Source organism: Sulfuricurvum sp., from assembly GCF_028712165.1.
Classification (GTDB): Bacteria; Campylobacterota; Campylobacteria; order Campylobacterales; family Sulfurimonadaceae; genus Sulfuricurvum.
Genome location: NZ_JAQTQR010000058.1, coordinates 1 through 19920, shown reverse-complemented (window position 1 = coordinate 19920; position 19920 = coordinate 1). Strand labels below are relative to the sequence as shown.

Below are 19920 nucleotides of genomic sequence, written 5' to 3'. Positions count from 1 at the left end.
TGAAGCATTACGCGCTTCGACTGTCGTCCGCCGTAACTCTCATCTCCGATAATCGGATGCTGTGCGTATTTCATATGAGCACGGATTTGGTGCGTTCGTCCGTGATGGATAATCAGCTGTACTTTGGTCTTTTTCCCTGAAATTTCCAACGGGGTTACTTCGGTTATAGCGGGTTTTCCGTTTTTAGCAACTTTGGTATAGGCTTTGTTCCCTTTTTTCTCGGTAATAAGCGGCTGATCGATCACGAACGGCTCACTTACAAGCCCCTCTACCCAGGCAACATACTCTTTGTAAACATTGTCTTTTTTAAACTCGCTAATCGCCTTTAGACGAAACTCTTCATTTTTGACCAGCATCAAAACACCGCTTGTCTCACGATCAAGACGATGAAGGAGCTGTGATCCTTTGAACTGACGTTCAATCTCATCGGAGTTGACAAATGCCGGTTTATCGACGACGATTAAATCGTCATTTTCAAAAATCGGACGTACTTTTTCCACTTTCTGGACGATAAAAATTGTTTTAGGGCTAATCTCACCGCGTGCGATCATTACTTTGTTGTTTCCGACATAAACCAAACCGCGATCGATCAGTGATTTGGCCTCAGAGTTGGATATTCCTTCTTGCTCGGCTAAGAGCTTATACGCTTTTGGTTTTTCCATTTTATTTCTCCGTTAAATAATCTAATATTCTTTGCAAATCAACACTTCCGTTGACCTGCGATGGGGGTATTTCCTGAGCATCCATTAAAGCCTCAGTAATACGTTCTAATCCCACAAATTGGACATGTGAGACGTATTTGAACAACTCACGCTGTAAAAATATCTGTTCTCCTGTAATAATTTTGCACCCGAAATGGGCCGGTTCGAGCGGATTATGTCCGCCGATAGGTGAAAATGCTCCCCCTAAAATTGCCACATCGCTGATTGCGTAGAGGTTGTTCAGTTCCCCCATTGCATCTACGAGAATGATGTCTGTATCCATCGATTGCGACTCGCTCCAACGTGAAAGACTCAGCGCCGGAGCACTGCGTTCAATCAATTCGCCCACTTTGGCAAATCGTTCCGGATGGCGCGGGACGACAAGAAGTTTAACTGAGGGGTTATACTTACGATACTCAATGAAGCCTTGAATAATCCCCTCTTCTTCTCCCTCATGGGTACTTGCCGCTACGATCAACAGCCCCTCAGGTTTTGCATAGGCTTTACTCGCAGCAATTTTCTGGGCTAATTTGATATTCCCGACTACTTCAACATTTGTCGCTCCCAACGCAATAAAGCGAGCCATATCTTCTGTACTTTGACAGAATATCCGATCGCATTGTCTTAGAAGGATCCGATAAAACCATCGCATCCGATAGTATTTCGGAAAACTCCTATCGCTGATTCGGGCATTAAGGGCTATCACCTTTCCGCCTCGAATACGGACGAGACGAAAAAGAAGATACCAAAATTCCGCTTCCAATACCACTACCGTTTTCGGACGTTCAATCCAAAACCACAGCCATATTTCATACGGCAGATAGCGTACTTGAGCCGCGTATTTGGATGCCGCTTCATACCCGGTATGGGTGATGACGCTTATCGCTACACGCTTATCGCCCAGTTTCTCCAGCAGCGGAGAGATCGCTTTTGCTTCTCCGAGTGAGCAGACATGAAACCAAAGATCATGATCACGAAAGGGAGGATTCTTAATCCCGAAAAATCGCGCGGGAATCGATTCACGATATTTTTTCTTGAGCGAAAAAAGGATGAGCAAGGGGAACGCAGCAGCATAGAGTAATGCCGCTGTGAAGGTATAAAAAAGGTCGAATACTACGTTACGCACCGATAGCGTCAGAAGACGGTTCAAGGTATAAAATACGTCCGCAATGCGGGCACATTGTGATCTCTTCGCCTTTGATAACGTCTGAATAGACTTTATCGCTGATCGCCATATAACATCCCATACACGCTTGGTTGCGAACCGGTACTGCTGTGGTATTTTTCGCCCAACGACGGATTTTTTGGTAGAACGACAACCCTTTTTGATTCATTGCACCGACCAAAGCTTCTTTACGACCGAAAACTTCTTTTCGAGCTTCGTCAATATGTGCCAATTTAACATCTACATCCGCTTTTACCGTAGTAAGAGTTGTTTCGATTTCGGTAGCTTTGGTTTGGAGCTCATCGATTTTGCTTTGTTTGTGATCGATCAGTTTTTCCAAACGTGCAATCTCTTCATTTGCAAAGCTCACTTGCTCTTTTGCAATCTCTTCTTCGAGCTGAAGCGATTTCATTTCACGTTCGGTTTTAACCTCGCCGCTTTTTCGGCTGTTTTCTTCGAGCTTTGCAGAAAGTTCGGCAAGATGAAGCTCATTTTTATGCTTTTTAATCTGTTCGTCTTTAATCTCTTGTTTGAGTGCATCAATCTCACTGATGATACTGTTTTTAGTTGCTGTTAACGCATCGAATTGAAGATTAGCTTCTTCGATTTGCGGTTCAAACGCATCGATCTCTTTGTCAACATGAGAGAGCTCGATTAATTGTTCAAGGTGTTTGTTCATACGGTTCCTTTTGGAGTTACACGATTACCTAATTTTAGCTCAAAGATAGGTGAAGGGGTTCTTAGATGGCGAAATTATAACACTCAATCCTAATTTTTCCAAATACCCCCCTAAAACCTCGCCAAAATAGCGTTCGCTTTCATAGTGTCCGATATCAATCATCGACATTCCCAATGAAGAGGCTTCCATAGCATCGTGATATTTGATATCTCCGGTGAGAAAACACTCCGCTTCGATGTTACGCATCAACGATGCCCCCGATCCGGTCACCAAAGCACAGGTTTTAATGTGTTCATGACATTTTACACCTCGAGTGTGAGGAAGACCCAAAGCAATTTTAATCTTTTGGGCAAATGTATCGTACGGTTCATCAACACCTAAATAGGCAACAAATCCCTCTTTTGCGATGATTGGATATCCCAACACTTGTGTTGCGACATAATCGTTAAGATGCGTTTGGTCAAAATTGGTATGCATCGCAATATTGGTAATGTTTTTACGGATCATCGGGGCAACTATTTTTGCAGGATATTGGTTAAATTGAAGCTGTTTAAGGCCGCCGAAAATGATCGGATGGTGAGTAATCAAAAGAGCATTTTCAGGAATGGTTTCGATCAATTCGGCATCAATGTCAATACTCAATACCACCTGCGTGATCTCTTGGGTAAAATCTCCTACAAGCAAGCCGGAATTATCCCACCCCTCCTGCAATGCAAAAGGGGAAAGTTCATCGAGATAGGTATAAATTTCTTGTACCGTCATTTTTCATAGCTCCTTTTGTGCCGTTTGAGACGTACATGGACAGCTTGTGAACCGGATAACGGATCGGAAAATTTAAATTCGAACTCACCAAGCCCCTCGATCAAATCAAGCAGTTTTTTATACCCGTACGTGCGCGGGTCAAATTCGGGAGATTTATTAATCAGATTTTGACCTATAGCCCCCATATACGACCACCCGGCTTCATTGGTCGTATCTTCTACAGCGTTGCGTACCAATGCCAAAAGCGCTTTATTATCGGTTTTAATCTTGGCCACGATCGGTTCTTTGAGGTTTGCCGTACGACGGAGATTTTCGGTAAAAATAAATTTATCACAGACCCCGATGAACGCTTTGGGTGTTTTCTGCTCACCGAATCCGTACACTTTTATCCCCGATTCTCGGATACGGCTGGCAAGTCGGGTAAAGTCACTGTCACTGGAAACGATACAAAATCCGTCAAAATTTTTCGTATAGAGCAAATCCATTGCATCGATAATCATCGCACTGTCGGTTGCATTTTTCCCTGTCGTATAGGCGAATTGCTGCATCGGATGAAGTCCGTGTTCCAAAAGGGCATTTTTCCATCCCTTGAGTTTCGTATCGGTCCAATCGCCGTAAATCCGTTTGACACTGGCAATGCCGTGAGATGCAATCTCATCCATCAGTCCCTCAATAATCGAAGGCTGAGAATTGTCCGCATCAATTAAAACCGCTAGTCTGGCTTGATCATCAATCATTTTTTATTCTCCCTAACGATTGCAGCGCTTCACGCGCCTGTACAAAATCATGCTGAAGCTCAAGCGCATGTGTATACATACTGTGTGCTGCATCAATATCATGCATATCCACCAGCAGATTACCGTAATTATAATACGTCTGGGCATAGGTGTCATCTATTTCCAAAGCTTTAAGATAATGATCTTGGGCACGTTCATACGCATGTTCGGCGCGATACAGCGAGGCAATGGCATTGTGCGTCAAATCGTCATTTTCATCAAGTTCTAGTGAACGTTCATAAAGCTCAATCGCAGAGAGACGATCGCCGGATTTTGCAGTGACGAATGCAAGTTTGTTCAAAATCTCAGGATTTGCAGGGTCAGCATGAAGGGCCTCTTCAAGATGCATTTTCGCTCCCGCTAAATTTCCTTCTTCATACGCTTTATCGGCTTCAGCAACAGAAGCCGGTTCTGCTATAACAGGTTCAGATCGTTTTGTTTCGGTCATATTAGGGGGCGAATCGTCTAAATTTTGAACATGACGAAAGATTTGATACGCGAAAAAAAGTGTCATGGCAAACATCAAAATTTGGAATGTACTCATTATGTTCCCCTTTTGTAACTCTAAGTATAATATAATCACGTTAACTTAAAACCAAAATCGGTAGAAACAATGCCCACTAATTTAAAAAATCCAATTCTTTATATCAATCGAGAGCTCTCTTGGCTCCAATTTAATACACGTGTTTTAAAACAAGCGCTGAACGAATCCCTTCCCCTTTTGGAACGACTCAAATTTCTTGCTATTTACGGAACCAACCTCGATGAATTCTATATGATCCGGGTTGCCGGGCTAAAAAAACTGTTCAGTGCCGGAGTCAATGTATCGGGAGGAGACCGGTTTACCCCGTTACATCAATTACGTGAAATACGCACCTACCTGCACGATGAACAAAAAGTGGTTGAACACTGTTTGCTTGATATCATGCATCATCTTGAAAAAGAGGGGATGTTTTTTAAATCGTATCAAGAAACTACCCCTGAACAGCGTAAAATTTTGGATAAATATTTTCATGAAAACATCTATCCAGTAATCGTCCCTATCGCTGTCGATGCAACCCACCCTTTCCCTCATCTGAATAACCTCAGCTTTGGGCAAATTGTGAAGCTGCGGGATAAAGATGAACCGAGTATCGAGCGCTACGGTATTATCCGTATACCACGCGTTTTGCCTCGTTTTGTAGATATTGACAACCGTATCTATATCCCTATCGGAAGTATCGTATCCGAGCACATCCAAGATCTTTTCCCCGGTTATGAGCTTATTAAATTCTCGGCTTTCCGTATCACCCGAAATGCCGATATCGCGATTGAAGAAGAGGAAGCGGACGATTTTATGGAGATTCTCGAAGAGGGCCTCAAACTCCGTAAAAAAGGGGAGATCGTTCGTCTTGAACTCAGCAACCATGCCGACGATGATCTGCTCAATTTTTTCAACCGTCATGCGAATGTTTTCAAAGATGATATTTACCGTTTCCAAACCTATCTCAATCTCGGAGCCCTATGGCAAGTGGTCGGAAACAAAGATTTTGCCCACCTCACCAGTCCGAGTTTCAAACCGCGCAATCTTCCTCCGCTGAATTCGGATGAGAGTTTGTATACCATTCTTGATAAACAAGACCTCGTTCTCTTTCACCCTTTTGAGAGTTTTGAACCGATCGTACGTCTGATCCAGACGGCAGCGAAAGATCCCGATGTCGTCTCTATCCGAATGACTTTGTATCGTTCAGGTTCCAAATCGGTCATCGTCCAATCGCTGATTGCAGCCGCAGAATCAGGAAAACAGGTCACCGTTATGGTAGAACTCCGGGCACGTTTTGATGAGGAAAACAATCTGCAATGGGCAAAAGCACTCGAAAATGCCGGTGCGCATGTTATCTACGGAATCACCGGATTTAAAGTTCATGCCAAAGCAGCACTTATTACCCGCCGTGTAGACGGTAAACTCAAACAATACGCCCATCTCGGTACCGGAAACTACAATCCCTCAACCGCGACCATTTATACCGATATCAGCTACATGACCAGCAACGATGCCATCACCTACGATATGACCCGCTTTTTCCACTTTTTGACCGGATTCAGCAAAAAAGGGAAACTGGGTGAACTTTACATGGCGCCGACACAGATTAAACCTAAGCTCCTCTCACTCATCCATAACGAAACACGAATGGGAAGCGAAGGGGTCATTATCGCCAAAATGAATGCATTGGTGGATGAGGACATTATCCGCGCCCTCTACAAAGCATCTCAGGCCGGAGTACAAATCGAACTCATTATCCGCGGTGTCTGTTGTCTTCGTCCGGGAGTAGAAGGGATTAGTGACAACATCCGTGTCACTTCTATCATCGGAAAATATTTGGAACATGCCCGAATTTTTTATTTCAAACACTCTACGCCGCAAACCTATATATCGAGTGCCGATTGGATGCCGAGAAACCTCTTGCGTCGTATCGAATTGTTGACACCGGTATCCGGAGAAGAATCATCGGCAAAACTTCTCCAAATTTTGCAATTACAAATTTCGGACAATGATCTCTCATATGAGCTCCAAAATGACGGCACCTATGTAAAAGTGCCGCATGACGGATCATCTGTTATCAATTCTCATTCTATTGTTGAAACCGAAATTAATAAACTCTACAGTTCGACCAAAAAACAGACTCCTAATTACGTGCAGCAACTTACGGCACGATTATTCAAAGAGAGTTAAACAAGGATTTCAATGATCACTAATTATCTAAACTACACCCCTGAAATGAAAGAGCGCGTCTGGATTGCACCCTCTGCGGATGTCATCGGACGGGTATCGATGGGGGAAGATGTGAGTATTTGGTTCGGATGCGTCGTTCGTGGCGATGTCCACTATATTCAAATCGGCGATCGCAGCAACATTCAGGATTTGAGCATGGTCCATGTGACCCACCACAAACGTGATGATATGACAGATGGCCATCCCACGATCATAGGGAATGATGTTACGGTCGGTCACAGAGTCATGCTGCACGGATGTACAATCGAAGATGCCTGCCTTATCGGGATGTCTGCAACGATCCTCGATGGTGCCGTAATCGGCAAAGAATCGATCGTCGGTGCCGGTGCGCTTGTTACTAAAAACAAGATATTTCCTCCCCGTTCCCTAATCATGGGAAGCCCTGCAAAAGTAGTACGGGAATTAACTGACGAAGAAGTCGCTGAACTCTACGCTTCAGCTAAACGTTACGTGAGTTTCAAAGAAAACTATCGCGCTCCGAATGTTTGATGTCGTCATAGCCGCCGATATTCTCGGAATTTTTGCCTTTGCCTTGAGCGGATTTTTAGTAGGTGTTCGCAATAATCTCGATCTTCTCGGTCTGATCATTTCTGCATCGCTTACTGCGCTCGGCGGCGGAGTCGTACGGGATGTCCTTTTGGGACGTACCCCCTTTGCTTTTAACGAATACTACCCGGCACTGACCGTCATCATAACTATCTTATTCGCCTTTGCTTTCCGCCTTTACCGCCGTGAACAGCTGGAACGCCAATGGCTGTTTGTCGTCTCGGATACGATCGGACTCGTTGCGTTTAGTATCACAGGTGCCCTTCTGGCGATCGAAGTCGAGTTTAACTTTTTCGGTGTCATGATACTGAGCTTTCTCACAGCAGTCGGAGGAGGAGTATTGAGAGATACTATGATAAACCAAGTCCCTTCCGTCCTTATCAGTGATTTTTACGGTTCCATCGCTATTATCGTGTCTGTTTTACTGCTGCTATTAGTACAAGTTGATATGATAAACACATGGGGAATTGCAGGAATTGCAGGATTTGCAATCTTTTTACGTCTCCTAGCGTATTACAAACAATGGCATCTGCCTAAACTCAATATGGATTAATTATGTCTAAACTAAAATTATTTTTACTTTTCCTTCTTATCGGAGGATTTATCGATATCGGACGCTATCTCGTTTATCCGAATGTTTCCGATTTACGCGATATTCACCCTATTCCTACCGCCTTTATGGAATACCGAGAAGACCAATGGGCTTCTGAAAACCGTGACATGCACATCACCCAAAAATGGGTTTCCATTTCTCAGATTTCCCCTAATATTATCAAAGCAGTTCTCATCGGAGAAGACGATAAATTTTGGAACCACGATGGCTTTGATGTAAACGGAATGGAACAGGCATTGGAACGAAGTTTGAAAAAAGGTTCTGTGGCCGGAGGAAGTACGATAAGCCAACAGCTTGCTAAAAACCTCTACCTCTCGCCGAGTAAAAATCCGATCCGTAAAATCAAAGAGGCTATCCTGACATGGCGGATTGAAAATACCCTCACAAAACGGCAAATTCTTGAACTCTACCTCAACGTTGCCGAATGGGGAGACGGCATTTTCGGAATCGAAGCGGCAGCCCGACATTATTATCATAAAAGTGCCAAAAATCTGACCGGACTCGAAGCGGCCCATTTGGCGGCGGTACTCCCTAATCCTATCCGCTACAATGCGACCGGAAAGCAGAAATACGTTGCAAACCGCTCACGTATCATCTACAGAATCATGAAACGCCGCGGTATCGTAATCCCTCAATATCAAGAGGTGATGACACCGCCAAAAAAAGAAGAGACACCGACAGTCAATGAAGAAGAGAATCAAAGCATTTCCGATTTGTTCACGGAATCCAATCCTTCCGAGCCCGCAACTGAAAATGCAGGTGAGTCGGACGTACCCGCTGAAAATGACACAAACAGCTCTATGAAGTTTTAATCGCTTTCCTTTGGCACACTAAAGGTCAGCAAATCAGGGATAAGATGGCTATTGTGGGGGGATTGACGTTATCAAATAATCCATCCGCCGCCTAGGAGTTTTTCGCCCTCATAAAATACTCCTGCCTGTCCCGATGCAACACCAAGTACCGGCTCATGTAATTCGACTACCGCATGATCTCCGTCAATTTTAACCGAACAGCGAACTGCCGTGGTACGGTAACGAAGTTTGACATCACATTCAAACTCTTTTCTCCCATCAAACATATTGACCCGCTCCAGCTCGACACGGTGACACTCCAAATCTTCGCGTGTTCCAACGACGATTTGATTGGTATCAGGTTTAATCTCTACAACAAAATGGGGATCATGTGCACCATTAACAGTAAACCCTTTACGTTTACCAATCGTATAATGCATGTACCCTTTGTGTTTTCCGACAACCTTTCCATCCATATCGAGAACATCCCCTTCTTGATCGACAGGGACATAAGGCTTTAAGACATCCATATACGTTGTTTCAACAAAACAAATCTCACTTGACTCGCCTTGAGATGCAAACGATTCGAGTCCTTCGACACTTGCGGCGAATGCTTTGATATCGCTTTTGTGGCGTTCACCCAACGGGAATAACAGACGCGGTACCAGTGCAGGGTCAATATAAAACAGGAAATAGCTTTGATCCTTCGTATCATCATGCGCCTGAAGAAGATACTGTCCGTCATGACGGATATAATGTCCTGTGGCAACGAAATCGGCACCTATCGAATCAGCGAATGTAACCATCGCACCGAATTTGATGTTACGGTTGCACAATGCACAGGGATTAGGTGTTTTTCCCTCTTTATAGGTTTCAATAAACGGGGTAAACACTTTTGCGTTGAATTGCTCTTGAAGATCGAGAATATGAAGTTTTACTCCGGCAAAATCGGCCGCTTTCTGCGCACGGGCTTGATGGATTTCATGATAACCGGGTTTGGAATGAAGCTTCATATAAACCCCCTCCACTTCATACCCCTGTTCTTTAAGCAGCAGTGTAGAGACGGTTGAGTCCACACCGCCACTCATCCCGATCAAGACTTTTTTACCCATTACGCATCACTCCCGTCACAAATCGGTCTGTTTTCAAAATAACTGGAGAGTATTTTGTAATACTTCGTATCATTCAAACCTTCTTTTTCCAGTGTAGCCATTTGTGCCACCAACGATTTCTCAATCTCTTTGACTACCAAATCCAGATCGTCAGTCATGATGAAAAGTTTCAAATCTTTTTCATCAATCATTCCCTCTCCCAATAATTTATCTCGGATAAACTGGATCAATGGAGCATAAAATTCCGTTCCGATAATGAAGAGTCGAACACCCCAAACCTTACGAGTTTGAATGAGAGTCAATGCTTCAAACATCTCATCAAGCGTTCCGAATCCTCCCGGAAAAATAACGTACGCCATAGAATACTTGACCAGCATCACTTTACGGGAAAAGAAGTAGTCGAAACTTCGCCCTTTAGTAATATATGGATTCGGCTGCTGTTCAGCTGAGAGCTCAATATTAAGTCCGATCGATTCCACATTCTCATGTTGATATGCACCTCGGTTGGCTGCTTCCATAAGTCCCGGTCCACCACCGGTGATGATGTTATAACCGCGTTCTCCGAGCATACTTGAGAGTTGCATCGCCTGTTGATAGTAGGGATGTTTTTCATCCACACGTGCACTTCCGAAAATCGTTACCGAAGGACCGAGGTCACCTAATTCATCAAATCCCTGTACAAAATCGGCGATAATTTTAAAGACACTCCATACATCTGCAGATTTAATATCTTTAACATAGCGACTGCTCGGGTACTCTTTTTTTTTCCCATTTCTACGCGCCATGCCTATCCTTTGAGTTTGTTCAGACGATCACGCTTGGTTCCGATGGATGTAATTTGGACACCGAAATTTCCATCCACAATGACCACTTCTCCCTGTGCAATGACATGATCGTCTACCAAGATATCAAGCGGATCGTTTGCAAGTTGATTTAGTTCGATAACCGAACCGATATCCATACTGAGGACGTCCTTTAAAAGCATCTTTTTCTTTCCGATTCGGACACGAACCGGAAGTTTGACATCCATAATGAGACCGATATTTTTCATCTCGCTCTCTTCGAGTTTTACAGCAGGCTCTGCAGGAGCATCGAAGATAGATCCTCCTGATGATGGTGCCGATGCCGAAGATTCAGAGATTTTACCGCCGCTTAGAGCAGCTCGGATTCCGGAATCGATTGCAAACATCATAAGGGAGTTTATCGTCCCGAGTGTAAATGAAAAAACAAACATTTTGGCAAATGCGTCAAGATTCACTTCCCCATTTTCGGCAATAAATTCGGCACGTTCAGGTTTGATCGTAAATTTCGGAAGTTCTTTTTGAGATCCCAATGTCGTACTCATCGCACCAACGATGTTGGAAACAATCTCTTTCGCTGCGTCAAGATCTTCATCCGACATTGTATCTTGTGCTTCCCCTTCGCCGCCGAGCATCATATCGCCCAATGCCGTCGCCAATTGCGGAGGCATCATAATCAATCCTCGTCCTGCAGCATCCCCGCTGAAACTGACATGAATCAAAGAGATGGGCGGAATAACATTGGAGACGATAGAGATATCTTCTGCCTCTTTTAGGATGATAGTGGGAGTTTGACCCGTCAATCCCTCTATTGTAGCAACTGCCTCATTCGCAAATACTCCGGCAAAATCACTCATCTTCATCCTCCTCATCTTCTAATGGCCCGCGAATCATATCTTTTACGCCGCTAATACGTGCTTTACGCTTGGTTTCAAACTCTTTGAGTGCCCGTTTGACGGCATCTTTTTCCGTATCGATAAGGGAGCTGATCTGAATCGATTTTCTAAATCGGCGTAATCCCATCTGACCGACAAAACGGTTTTTCCCGTCTACACTGACATGCACGACGTCATCGGCAGGAATATTAAGCCGTATTATATCTCCCTCACCCAATTCCAGCAACTCATGCAGCGTTAATTCGGCTTCACCAAGGTTAACTTCAACATTGACGTGCGCGCCTCCCAAAAGAACCTGAAGTTCTTGATTGCGGCTTTTTTTGGAGTTGGTTTCATTCAGCATCAAATCACGGCTTGCAAGTTTCGGCAATACCGGCTCAAGTGCGATAACCGGATAACAAATATTCATCATCCCCGAACTGTGACCGATAATGATCTCCATAACGACCATAACGACAATCTCATTTTGGGCAACGATTTGAACAACGTTCGGACTGGATTCTTTGGATTCGACTTGAGGATACAAATCGGTAACGGGTGCCCATGCTTCACGAAGCGTCCCCATCATTACCCGTAGAATTGTCTCAAACAAGGAGAGCTCAATATCGGAAAATTCCCGATTCGCTTCGAAAGGTTCACCCTTCCCCCCTAAAATACGATCCAGCATCGGGAATGCGATGGAAGGATTTATCTCTAAAACCCCATTCCCCTCCAGCGGCTTCATCGAAAAAACGTTAAAACTGGTTGGATTGGGGAGCGACATCAAAAATTCCCCATAGGTCATCTGATCGACCGAGTGAAGCTGTATCTCTACAATGGAGCGCATGATTGCAGAGATCTGGGATGCGATTGAACGTGCCATTTTATCGTGGATACCACGGAAGGCCCGAAGCTGCTCTTTGGAAACACGATTGGGACGTTTAAAATCATACAGGGTAATTTGACGCTGAGAAAAAATGGAATCGTCAGCCGATTCTAATGCACCATCGCCCTCATCATCCACAACATCGAGAAGGGCATCAATCTCTTCTTGCGATAAAATATCTGCCATTATCTTCCCCCTACCGCATCTTTAATGCGCCGTATGACCGATTTATGAATCTGTGAAATCCGCGATTCGGTGATGTTTACTATTTCACTGATCTCTTTGAGTGTCAACTCTTCAAAATAATAGAGTTGGATGATTATCTGCTCACGTTCCTCAAATCCGGATAAAACATTTTTAATCGCTTCTATAAGGTCTTCATGCTCTATTCGCTCAAGCATTCCTCCCTCTTCGGGGGTTCCAAGCTGATCATCTAACGGTAAAACCGTATAAATATCCGAAGCGATTCGCGCTTCATGAATTTTTTCCAAATCAATCCCTAATATTACCGACAGTTCTGCATCACTGGGCTCATCATCGTGATCGCTCATATAAAGTTCAATAGCGCTGTCGATCTCTTTGATCAAACGGCGGCTGGAACGGCTGACCAGATCCAACGAACGCAGGTAATCAAGCATTGCCCCGTACACACGGGTCTTTGCATATCCCCAAAATGAGTCATTCTGCGTCTCATCGTAACGACGTGCCAACTTTACCAATTCTTCAGTCCCTATCGCACTCAAATCCATATAATCGATTGAACTTGGAAGGCGCTCTTTGAGGCGAAACGACATTGCTTTGACCGCAGGGAGGTACTGAATTGCAAGCTGATCTTCACGGTGTTTTAATTCCTGTGTGTAAACATTCGCGCCGCTCATCCCTGCCCCCGTCCACTGTTTTCATCTAACAAATCCGCTTTATGGGTATAAAACGCATCGATAAATTGCTCTCGTTTATTGATCTCACGTACGAAAAAGTCCAAATTGTGTTCATGGGAGTTTTTAGGAAACGGATGAGATTTGACTCCCAGTGTTTGGAAGAAAAAGCCGACACACAAATGGGCAAAAAGATAAAAAAATGTGCTGATCAGGATCACAAATCCTAAAAAACTCTCCGGAGATGTCGACTTTAGAATCCCAAAAACAATACCGATAAAAAAACCCTGTACCGTCAGAAAAGAGACAAAATTCGAACCTCGCATTGGCGCACCTTATAAAATTAAAAGTGCTCCATAAGGCGCTTAAACAAGCCTCCAAGACCACTCTCTTTGGGATCTACTAGCACATTTCGTTCCAATTTTTTTGCGATTCGCTTAACAATCTGTTCTAATTCAATAGTCGGCGTAGCGCTCGGATAGTCCCGACTGAAAAGAGCCCTTTTTTTGACACTGTTAGCGATTTTAGCATCATTCGAAATTTGCCCCAGATAGTTGAGCTTTAATCCGCCCCCGATATTGGCTTGTGCCACTTTATGGATTTTTTCAAATAATCCTTCCGCCTCTTTGGATGAGCGAACCTGATTCATTATAACATTAATTTCATCGCGCAACCTAGCGGTCACTTTAATCGTGGCGTATGCATCGGTAATGGCGGCCGGATCGGGAACCGTAACTACGATCACATCATCACAGGCTCGTAAAAAGAGCTGAATATGTTCCCCGATGCCGGCACCCGTATCGATCAGCATCACGTCCAAATCATCCAATACGGAAGCTTGATCCATAAATCGCTCAAACAATCCGCCGGAGGCGTATTTAAATATCTCTTCTCCGCTCTCACCGGGGATCAGGACGAGATTTTTCTCGATCGGAACCAATATCTCATTGACCGTCGCTTCTCCCTTGAGTACATGTAAAATATTTTTTTGGATTTTGACATTGAACATTACATCCAGATTGGCAAGGCCGATATCCGCATCGAAAATTCCCACTTTTAGTCCATACTTTGCCATTACATGTGCCATATTTGAGCTTATCGTGCTTTTTCCGACACCGCCTTTACCGCTGGTAATCGCTATAAAACGTGTCTTTTTTGCTGCCGTATTTCGATTCTGGTTAACTAACGCTTCGAGTTTAGCGGCTTGATGATTCATGTGTTCTCACCTCTGGAAAATCCGTTCATCAGGCATTCGACCAAGAAATCGCTCGTTGCCACCACTAAATCTTCGGGAACTTCCTGTCCTACTGAAAAGTAACTAATCGGTACTTTGGTCTCATATACAAGTGAAAAAATGTTGCCAAAGCCTCTGGTTTCATCCAGCTTGGTAAACATCATCGTGTCAATCCCGAGCGGGGCAAAATTCTCGTATGTCGCTTTGAGATCTTCATATTTGATCGAGCTTGGCATTACCAAGACCACATCAACACTGTAATCGGTATCGTTACCGCGCAGACATTCATAAATCTTTTCGATCTTCCCTTTGTCGTACGGAGAAGACCCCATGGTATCGATCAAAATATAATCTGAATAACGCAATGCATTCAGTGCACTCGAAAACTCAGGGGGATCAACCACCGTCTCAATCCCGAGTTTCATCATCCGAGCGTATTGCATCAGCTGTTCAACCGCTCCGATGCGGTACGTATCGAGCACAACCAGACCTACCTTGTATTTTTTCTCCAACAAATAAGAAAAACGCGCAGCCAGTTTGGCAATAGAAGTTGTCTTGCCGACCCCCGTAGGACCGACAAGCATAATGACTTTTTTAGCTCCGTTTTTAGGGGGAGTTTCGAGACGAACGGGAATCATTTTACGCATCAGTACTTGAAAATAACGTTTAACCGTAGCAGAACTTTCACGCATTTTAGAGGGCATATGCTCCAATGTCAGCTGCATAATCTCGTCAAGATGGTCTTGATCCATCCCGCTTTGTTGAGCAAGTCGGTAAATTTCGGCAAATTCAGGAGGAATCGCCGCCTGAATTTTGGGTGCTTTTTCAGACCAGAACATATTCTGAATCAGTTTGACTTTGTCGCCGAGTTTTTCGATCTCCTCTTTAATACGCTTGAGATCTTCACTCTCCCGTACCGGCATCTGAGCCGGAGTACGCTCTTCCTCGGTCACTTCGGCAATCTTAGAGATTTGTTTGGCTGCTTCGGAGATATTATAAAGAACATCACTGCTTTTTTGAGCCAGCGGGCGCTGTTTCATCAACGGCTCTTCGACTTTTGCTCTGGGTTTGGGAAAAGAATTTTCTTCAACACCGACGACTATCTCATATAAAGCACTTTTACCGAGCGATTTTTTTTGTACCTCGCGCGTTTCAATCAACATCGCCTCTTCGCCGACTTCCAATTGTGCTTTTTTAAGCGCTTCGGCTGGAGTGGCACCGCTAAATGTCAAAATTTTCATATTTTCTCCGTATGTTCCGATGAGCCAAACTTCCAAGCGGAATCGTCACGCTGATGCGTTCCTTCCAATGAAGGTGAGGAATACTCAACTCCGCCGTATTCACTGATCGATTCTCAAAGAATAGTATATCCAAGTCCAACGTTCTCGGCGCATTCGCAAAACTGCGCCGACGCCCAAAACGTTTCTCTATCCGCCAAATCAGCCGCAAAAGTGCTTTAGGCTCTAAAGATGTTCCGATTTCAATAACCGTATTGTCAAAATCTTGTTGTTCCGTAAATCCGAAAGGGGGATTGCGAAGTATCACACCGCTTCGGATTCTGCATATCTGCGGCAGTCTCCCCAGATAAACCCACAAATGGTTCATCCGACGGCGTGTGTCACCGATGTTGCCGCCTACACCCAAAACAACACGATATCGGAATCCGGGAGCTTTCCTACGTGATGCAGGAAAATACCGATCGATGTAAACCCTATGATTCTCATCGAGTATACGGCATAACGGCATGATTTACTCTTCAGTCGTACCTTGACCTTGCTGTGCTTGAAGCATTGCATTGATCTCACTGAGGATTTGCATCATCCCTATCATTGCCAAATGGTAACCGAACGGACCAAACCCGACGATAGAAGAGGTACATACTGGAGCCGTCATACTTTTTTGACGGAATTCTTCACGACGATAAATATTGCTGATATGGACTTCGATTGTCGGAATATTCACAGCACTGATTGCATCGCGAATCGCGATAGAGGTGTGAGTATAAGCCGCCGGATTGATAATAATCCCGTGCGCATCGCCGTAACACTCTTGGATACGGTCAACGATTTCTCCCTCAAGATTGCTTTGGTAAAACTCGATTTCAACGCCGTTTTGCGTTGCGACGTCTTTCATTTGAGCATGAATCTGCTCTAAACGCATCGGTCCGTATACTTGTTGTTCTCGAACACCCAACATATTGAGGTTTGGCCCTTGGATTACTACTATTTTCATTGATTAAACCTTGATTTCTGTTTTAAGGGTAGATTATAAGAGGTTCTATATTATAAGCAACTAAATCGCTTCAAGTTCTAACAGATTCCGGCGTGTTTGAAGGAGCATTTATACGCTTCTGCTATACTTTCTTTTTTGAATATTTGATTAAAGGGATGAAGTGCAAATACTTCTCAGTGACGCAATTTTTACCAACGGAACGATTCTCCGAGATCACGGTATCGTGTTTGATAAAACGATTCTTGAAGTAGCTCCGAACGACGATTTACGTTCCCGTTTCGGAACACAGTGTACCGAGTTAGGGAAAGGATCGGTTTTGGTTCCGGGACTGATAAATTCTCATGTCCATTTGGAATTTAGCGCCAACCGTTCAACGCTCACCTATGGCGAATTTATGCCATGGCTCTCCAGCGTTATCGCATCGAGAGATGAACTGATCAACGAATGCGATGATACGTGTACAACGCGTGCTATCGAAACGATGCTTTCCAACGGTATCACCGCATTCGGAGCGGTGAGTTCATACGGATTTGATTTGGAAGCGTGCCGCAAGGCATCCCAAAAAGTGGTCTATTTTAATGAACTTATCGGCTCTGACCCCAAAATGGCAGATGCATTGTATGCCGATTTTCAAGAACGTCTCTTTAGTTCGCAGGAGATCGAACGCGAAGGATTTTATCCCTCTGTCGCCATCCACTCTCCCTACTCTGTTCATAGAATTTTGATCAAAAAAGCGCTCAAATACGCACAAGAAAAAGAGCTACGGGTTAGTGCTCATTTCATGGAGAGCCTCGCAGAACGCGAATGGCTCGACAACAACAGCGGAGCCTTCCAACCCTTTTTCCAAAACTTTTTAAAACAAACCCAAGCTGCCAATACCGCCGAAGAATTTGTGAGCTATTTCAGTGAGATTCCCACTCTCTTTACCCATGCGATTCAAGCAAATGAAAATGAGCTCTCTGCTATCAAAGCGGGAGGGCACAGTATTATCCATTGCCCGATCTCCAATCGACTCCTGGGTAACGGAACACTCGATTTGCAGCGCCTTGATGTACATTCAATCCCATGGCTATGCGGTACCGACGGATTAAGTTCTAACTACACCTTGGACTTGTTTGAAGAGATGAAAATAGCGCTGTTTTTGCATGCACATCTCGATCTTCTCTCTTTAGCAATAAACTTATGGCATAGTGTCACCGACCATGCGGCCAAAGCATTAAGACTCAATTGTGGTACAATCGCACCCACGTACGATGCCGATATTCTTGTTATGCGAATCGATTATCCGATTAACGATCAACTACCGATTCATCTCATTAATCATCCGCACATTATTGAATCCATTTATATCCAAGGGGAAAAAATCAAATGATGGAAATCATCAAAAAAATCGGCTCATGCCTCGCGACAGGACTTAAATTTATCCAAGCACATTTTAAAGCAACCCTCTTAGTACTGTTCGTACTGTGGCTCATTCTCCCCTCAGGTGAAGATGGGATATCCCCCCATAATCTCCAAAAAATCTCCCTAAAGGGGCCGATTTTAGATGCGACCACCATCGTTCAACAAATCGATGAAGCACGTGAGGACAAATCTATCAAAGGGGTATTGTTCAGTATCGACTCTCCCGGCGGGGCGGTAGCTCCATCGGTTGAAATTGCGTATGCGATCAAGCGTCTCGCCGAGACTAAACCCACAGTTGTCTATGCGGCGGGTATCATGGCCAGCGGCGGTTACTATTCCGGTATTTGGGGAAATGAAATCGTTGCCAATCCCGGCAGTATGATCGGTTCCATCGGTGTCATCATGGAGGGTGCGGATATATCGGGACTGATGGAAAAAGTGGGGGTAAAAACCCAAGTCGTCCATGCCGGAGCCTACAAACAAGTCGGAACATTCGACCGTCCATGGAGTGCTGCAGAAAGAGCAGAGCTTGACAAAGTAATCGGAGGAACATATGACCTGTTCACAGGTGACGTCGCACGCGCACGCAAACTCGATCCGACGAAAAGCAGTGACTACGCAGACGCCCATATCTTTACCGCATTACAAGCTAAAAAAGTAGGATTGATTGACAGCATCGGAGTCGAATTCGATGCCAAAAAACGGGTAGAAGCTCTCAGTAAAGTTGCGGATCCGGTTTGGAATAAAGAAGATCCGATGGATAAATTCTTCAAACGCTTTGCGGCAGAGGGAGCCTCATTGGCTCATATGTACTTCCCGCCTGTTACATTGAAGTAATTTTGTTCATTTCCCGATTTTTCGGGAATAAAACTATCATGTTTAATCTAAATATTTTTTCGCTATTTGTTCGACTACCTCTTCAAACATAGCAAAATCTTCTCCCAATGTATCCCAAAGAACTTTATCATCCAATCCAAAATAATGGTGCGTTAACACATCTCTCATTTTGGCGATTTCACTCCACGGCACCACACTAAACTCTTCTTGTATCTCTTTTGGAATTTGCTTAACCGCTTCACCGATATTTTCAAATGCTTTTGCCGTTGCATACACTTTTTCAGTATTCTCTGTAAACGCTTCAAAAGTGATATTCGCCGTAAATTTTCGAATGTTTTGACATTCGACGAGAATATCTCTGAGATAAAATTTCCAATCCCTAGACATAAATCATATCTTTATAAATGTAGGGTTTCAAATCGCTTTTGATCGTTTCGGCTCTGACCAAATCGACTTTATGATGTAGATATTTTTCCAGATCGGCGAGGTATTTTAGATATTTGAACATCGAAAAACTTTTCCCTTTTTCGATCTCATACACAATGTCAACATCACTACCCTCTTTTTCCTCACCACGTGAAAAACTGCCGAAAAGACCAATAAGGATCATCCCGTCTTGTTGGTACTGAGGCTTTAAGGTTTTGAGGATGTCGATAATTTCGTTTTGTGTCATCTCATGCCGATTGTATGAATTTACAGTGTTATTGTACACTCAAAAAGGACAAATCACACTTTTATGGTCTGATTATCTTCTACTTTGCAATTATTATCAACATGAAAAATAGTATCAGCATTTTTCATTAAATAGCTACCTGCCCAAATAATAAATGTGACAAGTAATCCAAATCCCCATTTCTTA

The 19920-nt window shown here is 44.0% G+C and carries 23 protein-coding genes and 1 pseudogene; 6 read left to right on the top strand and 18 right to left on the bottom strand.

The window, feature by feature from the left end:
- The 6 genes from PHP90_RS10505 to PHP90_RS10480 form a co-directional block, all read right to left on the bottom strand.
- Positions 1-662: RluA family pseudouridine synthase (locus PHP90_RS10505; protein ID WP_299929357.1), on the bottom strand; the 662-nt coding region annotated here is incomplete at its 3' end.
- Position 663: 1 nt separating this feature from the next.
- The gene (waaA, locus tag PHP90_RS10500) at positions 664-1827 is read right to left on the bottom strand and encodes a lipid IV(A) 3-deoxy-D-manno-octulosonic acid transferase (RefSeq protein ID WP_299929355.1); all 1164 of its coding nucleotides are present in this window, start codon (positions 1825-1827) and stop codon (positions 664-666) included.
- Positions 1820-2545: a zinc ribbon domain-containing protein gene (locus PHP90_RS10495; protein WP_299929350.1), complete on the bottom strand. Its 726-nt coding sequence runs from the start codon at positions 2543-2545 to the stop codon at positions 1820-1822. The genes waaA and PHP90_RS10495 overlap by 8 nt, the downstream gene beginning before the upstream one ends.
- 39 nt (positions 2546-2584) lie before the next feature.
- Complete coding sequence (locus PHP90_RS10490) at positions 2585-3307, bottom strand: Nif3-like dinuclear metal center hexameric protein (RefSeq protein WP_299929347.1); 723 nt, start codon at positions 3305-3307, stop codon at positions 2585-2587.
- The gene (locus PHP90_RS10485; RefSeq protein WP_299929343.1) at positions 3304-4044 is read right to left on the bottom strand and encodes an NYN domain-containing protein; all 741 of its coding nucleotides are present in this window, start codon (positions 4042-4044) and stop codon (positions 3304-3306) included. The genes PHP90_RS10490 and PHP90_RS10485 overlap by 4 nt, the downstream gene beginning before the upstream one ends.
- The gene (locus PHP90_RS10480; RefSeq protein WP_299929339.1) at positions 4037-4627 is read right to left on the bottom strand and encodes a tetratricopeptide repeat protein; all 591 of its coding nucleotides are present in this window, start codon (positions 4625-4627) and stop codon (positions 4037-4039) included. The genes PHP90_RS10485 and PHP90_RS10480 overlap by 8 nt, the downstream gene beginning before the upstream one ends.
- A gap of 66 nt (positions 4628-4693) precedes the next feature.
- Here PHP90_RS10480 and PHP90_RS10475 point away from each other — a divergent pair.
- From PHP90_RS10475 to mtgA, 4 genes and pseudogenes are all read left to right on the top strand, one after another.
- Positions 4694-6796, top strand: a pseudogene (locus PHP90_RS10475) (RNA degradosome polyphosphate kinase); the annotation flags it as partial.
- A gap of 12 nt (positions 6797-6808) precedes the next feature.
- Positions 6809-7345 (top strand): gamma carbonic anhydrase family protein, encoded by a 537-nt coding sequence (locus PHP90_RS10470; protein WP_299929336.1) that lies wholly within the window; start codon positions 6809-6811, stop codon positions 7343-7345.
- Positions 7338-7955, top strand: a complete 618-nt coding sequence (locus PHP90_RS10465; RefSeq protein ID WP_299929334.1) for a trimeric intracellular cation channel family protein — start codon at positions 7338-7340, stop codon at positions 7953-7955. Before PHP90_RS10470 ends, PHP90_RS10465 begins: the two co-directional genes overlap by 8 nt.
- 2 nt (positions 7956-7957) lie before the next feature.
- Complete coding sequence (mtgA, locus tag PHP90_RS10460) at positions 7958-8827, top strand: monofunctional biosynthetic peptidoglycan transglycosylase (RefSeq protein ID WP_299929328.1); 870 nt, start codon at positions 7958-7960, stop codon at positions 8825-8827.
- A 71-nt stretch (positions 8828-8898) separates the two neighbouring features.
- On the opposite strand, the gene mnmA is transcribed toward mtgA, so the two are convergent.
- From mnmA to aroQ, 10 genes are read right to left on the bottom strand one after another with little or no spacing between them, the layout of a single operon-like run.
- Positions 8899-9918: a tRNA 2-thiouridine(34) synthase MnmA gene (gene mnmA, locus PHP90_RS10455; protein WP_299929326.1), complete on the bottom strand. Its 1020-nt coding sequence runs from the start codon at positions 9916-9918 to the stop codon at positions 8899-8901.
- A complete protein-coding gene (locus PHP90_RS10450) occupies positions 9918-10703 on the bottom strand; it encodes a TIGR00730 family Rossman fold protein (protein WP_299929324.1) in 786 nt (261 codons plus the stop codon). The genes mnmA and PHP90_RS10450 overlap by 1 nt, the downstream gene beginning before the upstream one ends.
- A gap of 2 nt (positions 10704-10705) precedes the next feature.
- On the bottom strand, positions 10706-11575 hold the full coding sequence (gene fliY / locus PHP90_RS10445; protein WP_299929322.1) for a flagellar motor switch protein FliY: 870 nt from the start codon (positions 11573-11575) through the stop codon (positions 10706-10708).
- A complete protein-coding gene (gene fliM / locus PHP90_RS10440) occupies positions 11568-12665 on the bottom strand; it encodes a flagellar motor switch protein FliM (protein ID WP_299929320.1) in 1098 nt (365 codons plus the stop codon). Before fliM ends, fliY begins: the two co-directional genes overlap by 8 nt.
- The gene (locus PHP90_RS10435) at positions 12665-13357 is read right to left on the bottom strand and encodes an RNA polymerase sigma factor FliA (protein ID WP_299929317.1); all 693 of its coding nucleotides are present in this window, start codon (positions 13355-13357) and stop codon (positions 12665-12667) included. Before PHP90_RS10435 ends, fliM begins: the two co-directional genes overlap by 1 nt.
- Complete coding sequence (locus PHP90_RS10430) at positions 13354-13680, bottom strand: hypothetical protein (protein ID WP_299929314.1); 327 nt, start codon at positions 13678-13680, stop codon at positions 13354-13356. Before PHP90_RS10430 ends, PHP90_RS10435 begins: the two co-directional genes overlap by 4 nt.
- Positions 13681-13697: 17 nt before the next feature.
- Positions 13698-14570, bottom strand: coding sequence for a P-loop NTPase (locus tag PHP90_RS10425; RefSeq protein WP_299929311.1), 873 nt, complete (start codon positions 14568-14570; stop codon positions 13698-13700).
- Positions 14567-15829 carry a flagellar biosynthesis protein FlhF gene (gene flhF, locus PHP90_RS10420; protein ID WP_299929307.1) on the bottom strand — a complete coding sequence of 421 codons (1263 nt, stop codon included), beginning with the start codon at positions 15827-15829 and terminating at the stop codon, positions 14567-14569. The genes PHP90_RS10425 and flhF overlap by 4 nt, the downstream gene beginning before the upstream one ends.
- The gene (gene folK, locus PHP90_RS10415) at positions 15810-16334 is read right to left on the bottom strand and encodes a 2-amino-4-hydroxy-6-hydroxymethyldihydropteridine diphosphokinase (RefSeq protein WP_299929304.1); all 525 of its coding nucleotides are present in this window, start codon (positions 16332-16334) and stop codon (positions 15810-15812) included. The genes flhF and folK overlap by 20 nt, the downstream gene beginning before the upstream one ends.
- A gap of 3 nt (positions 16335-16337) precedes the next feature.
- Positions 16338-16820, bottom strand: coding sequence for a type II 3-dehydroquinate dehydratase (gene aroQ / locus PHP90_RS10410; RefSeq protein ID WP_299929301.1), 483 nt, complete (start codon positions 16818-16820; stop codon positions 16338-16340).
- Positions 16821-16980: 160 nt separating this feature from the next.
- Here aroQ and PHP90_RS10405 point away from each other — a divergent pair, with 160 nt between their 5' ends.
- The gene (locus PHP90_RS10405; RefSeq protein ID WP_299929298.1) at positions 16981-18192 is read left to right on the top strand and encodes an aminofutalosine deaminase family hydrolase; all 1212 of its coding nucleotides are present in this window, start codon (positions 16981-16983) and stop codon (positions 18190-18192) included.
- A complete protein-coding gene (sppA, locus tag PHP90_RS10400) occupies positions 18189-19061 on the top strand; it encodes a signal peptide peptidase SppA (RefSeq protein WP_299929295.1) in 873 nt (290 codons plus the stop codon). The genes PHP90_RS10405 and sppA overlap by 4 nt, the downstream gene beginning before the upstream one ends.
- 42 nt (positions 19062-19103) lie before the next feature.
- Here the strand turns inward: sppA and PHP90_RS10395 are convergent, their stop codons facing one another.
- A complete protein-coding gene (locus tag PHP90_RS10395; protein WP_299929292.1) occupies positions 19104-19448 on the bottom strand; it encodes a DUF86 domain-containing protein in 345 nt (114 codons plus the stop codon).
- Positions 19441-19734: a nucleotidyltransferase domain-containing protein gene (locus PHP90_RS10390; RefSeq protein WP_299929289.1), complete on the bottom strand. Its 294-nt coding sequence runs from the start codon at positions 19732-19734 to the stop codon at positions 19441-19443. Before PHP90_RS10390 ends, PHP90_RS10395 begins: the two co-directional genes overlap by 8 nt.
- Positions 19735-19920: the final 186 nt, after the last annotated feature.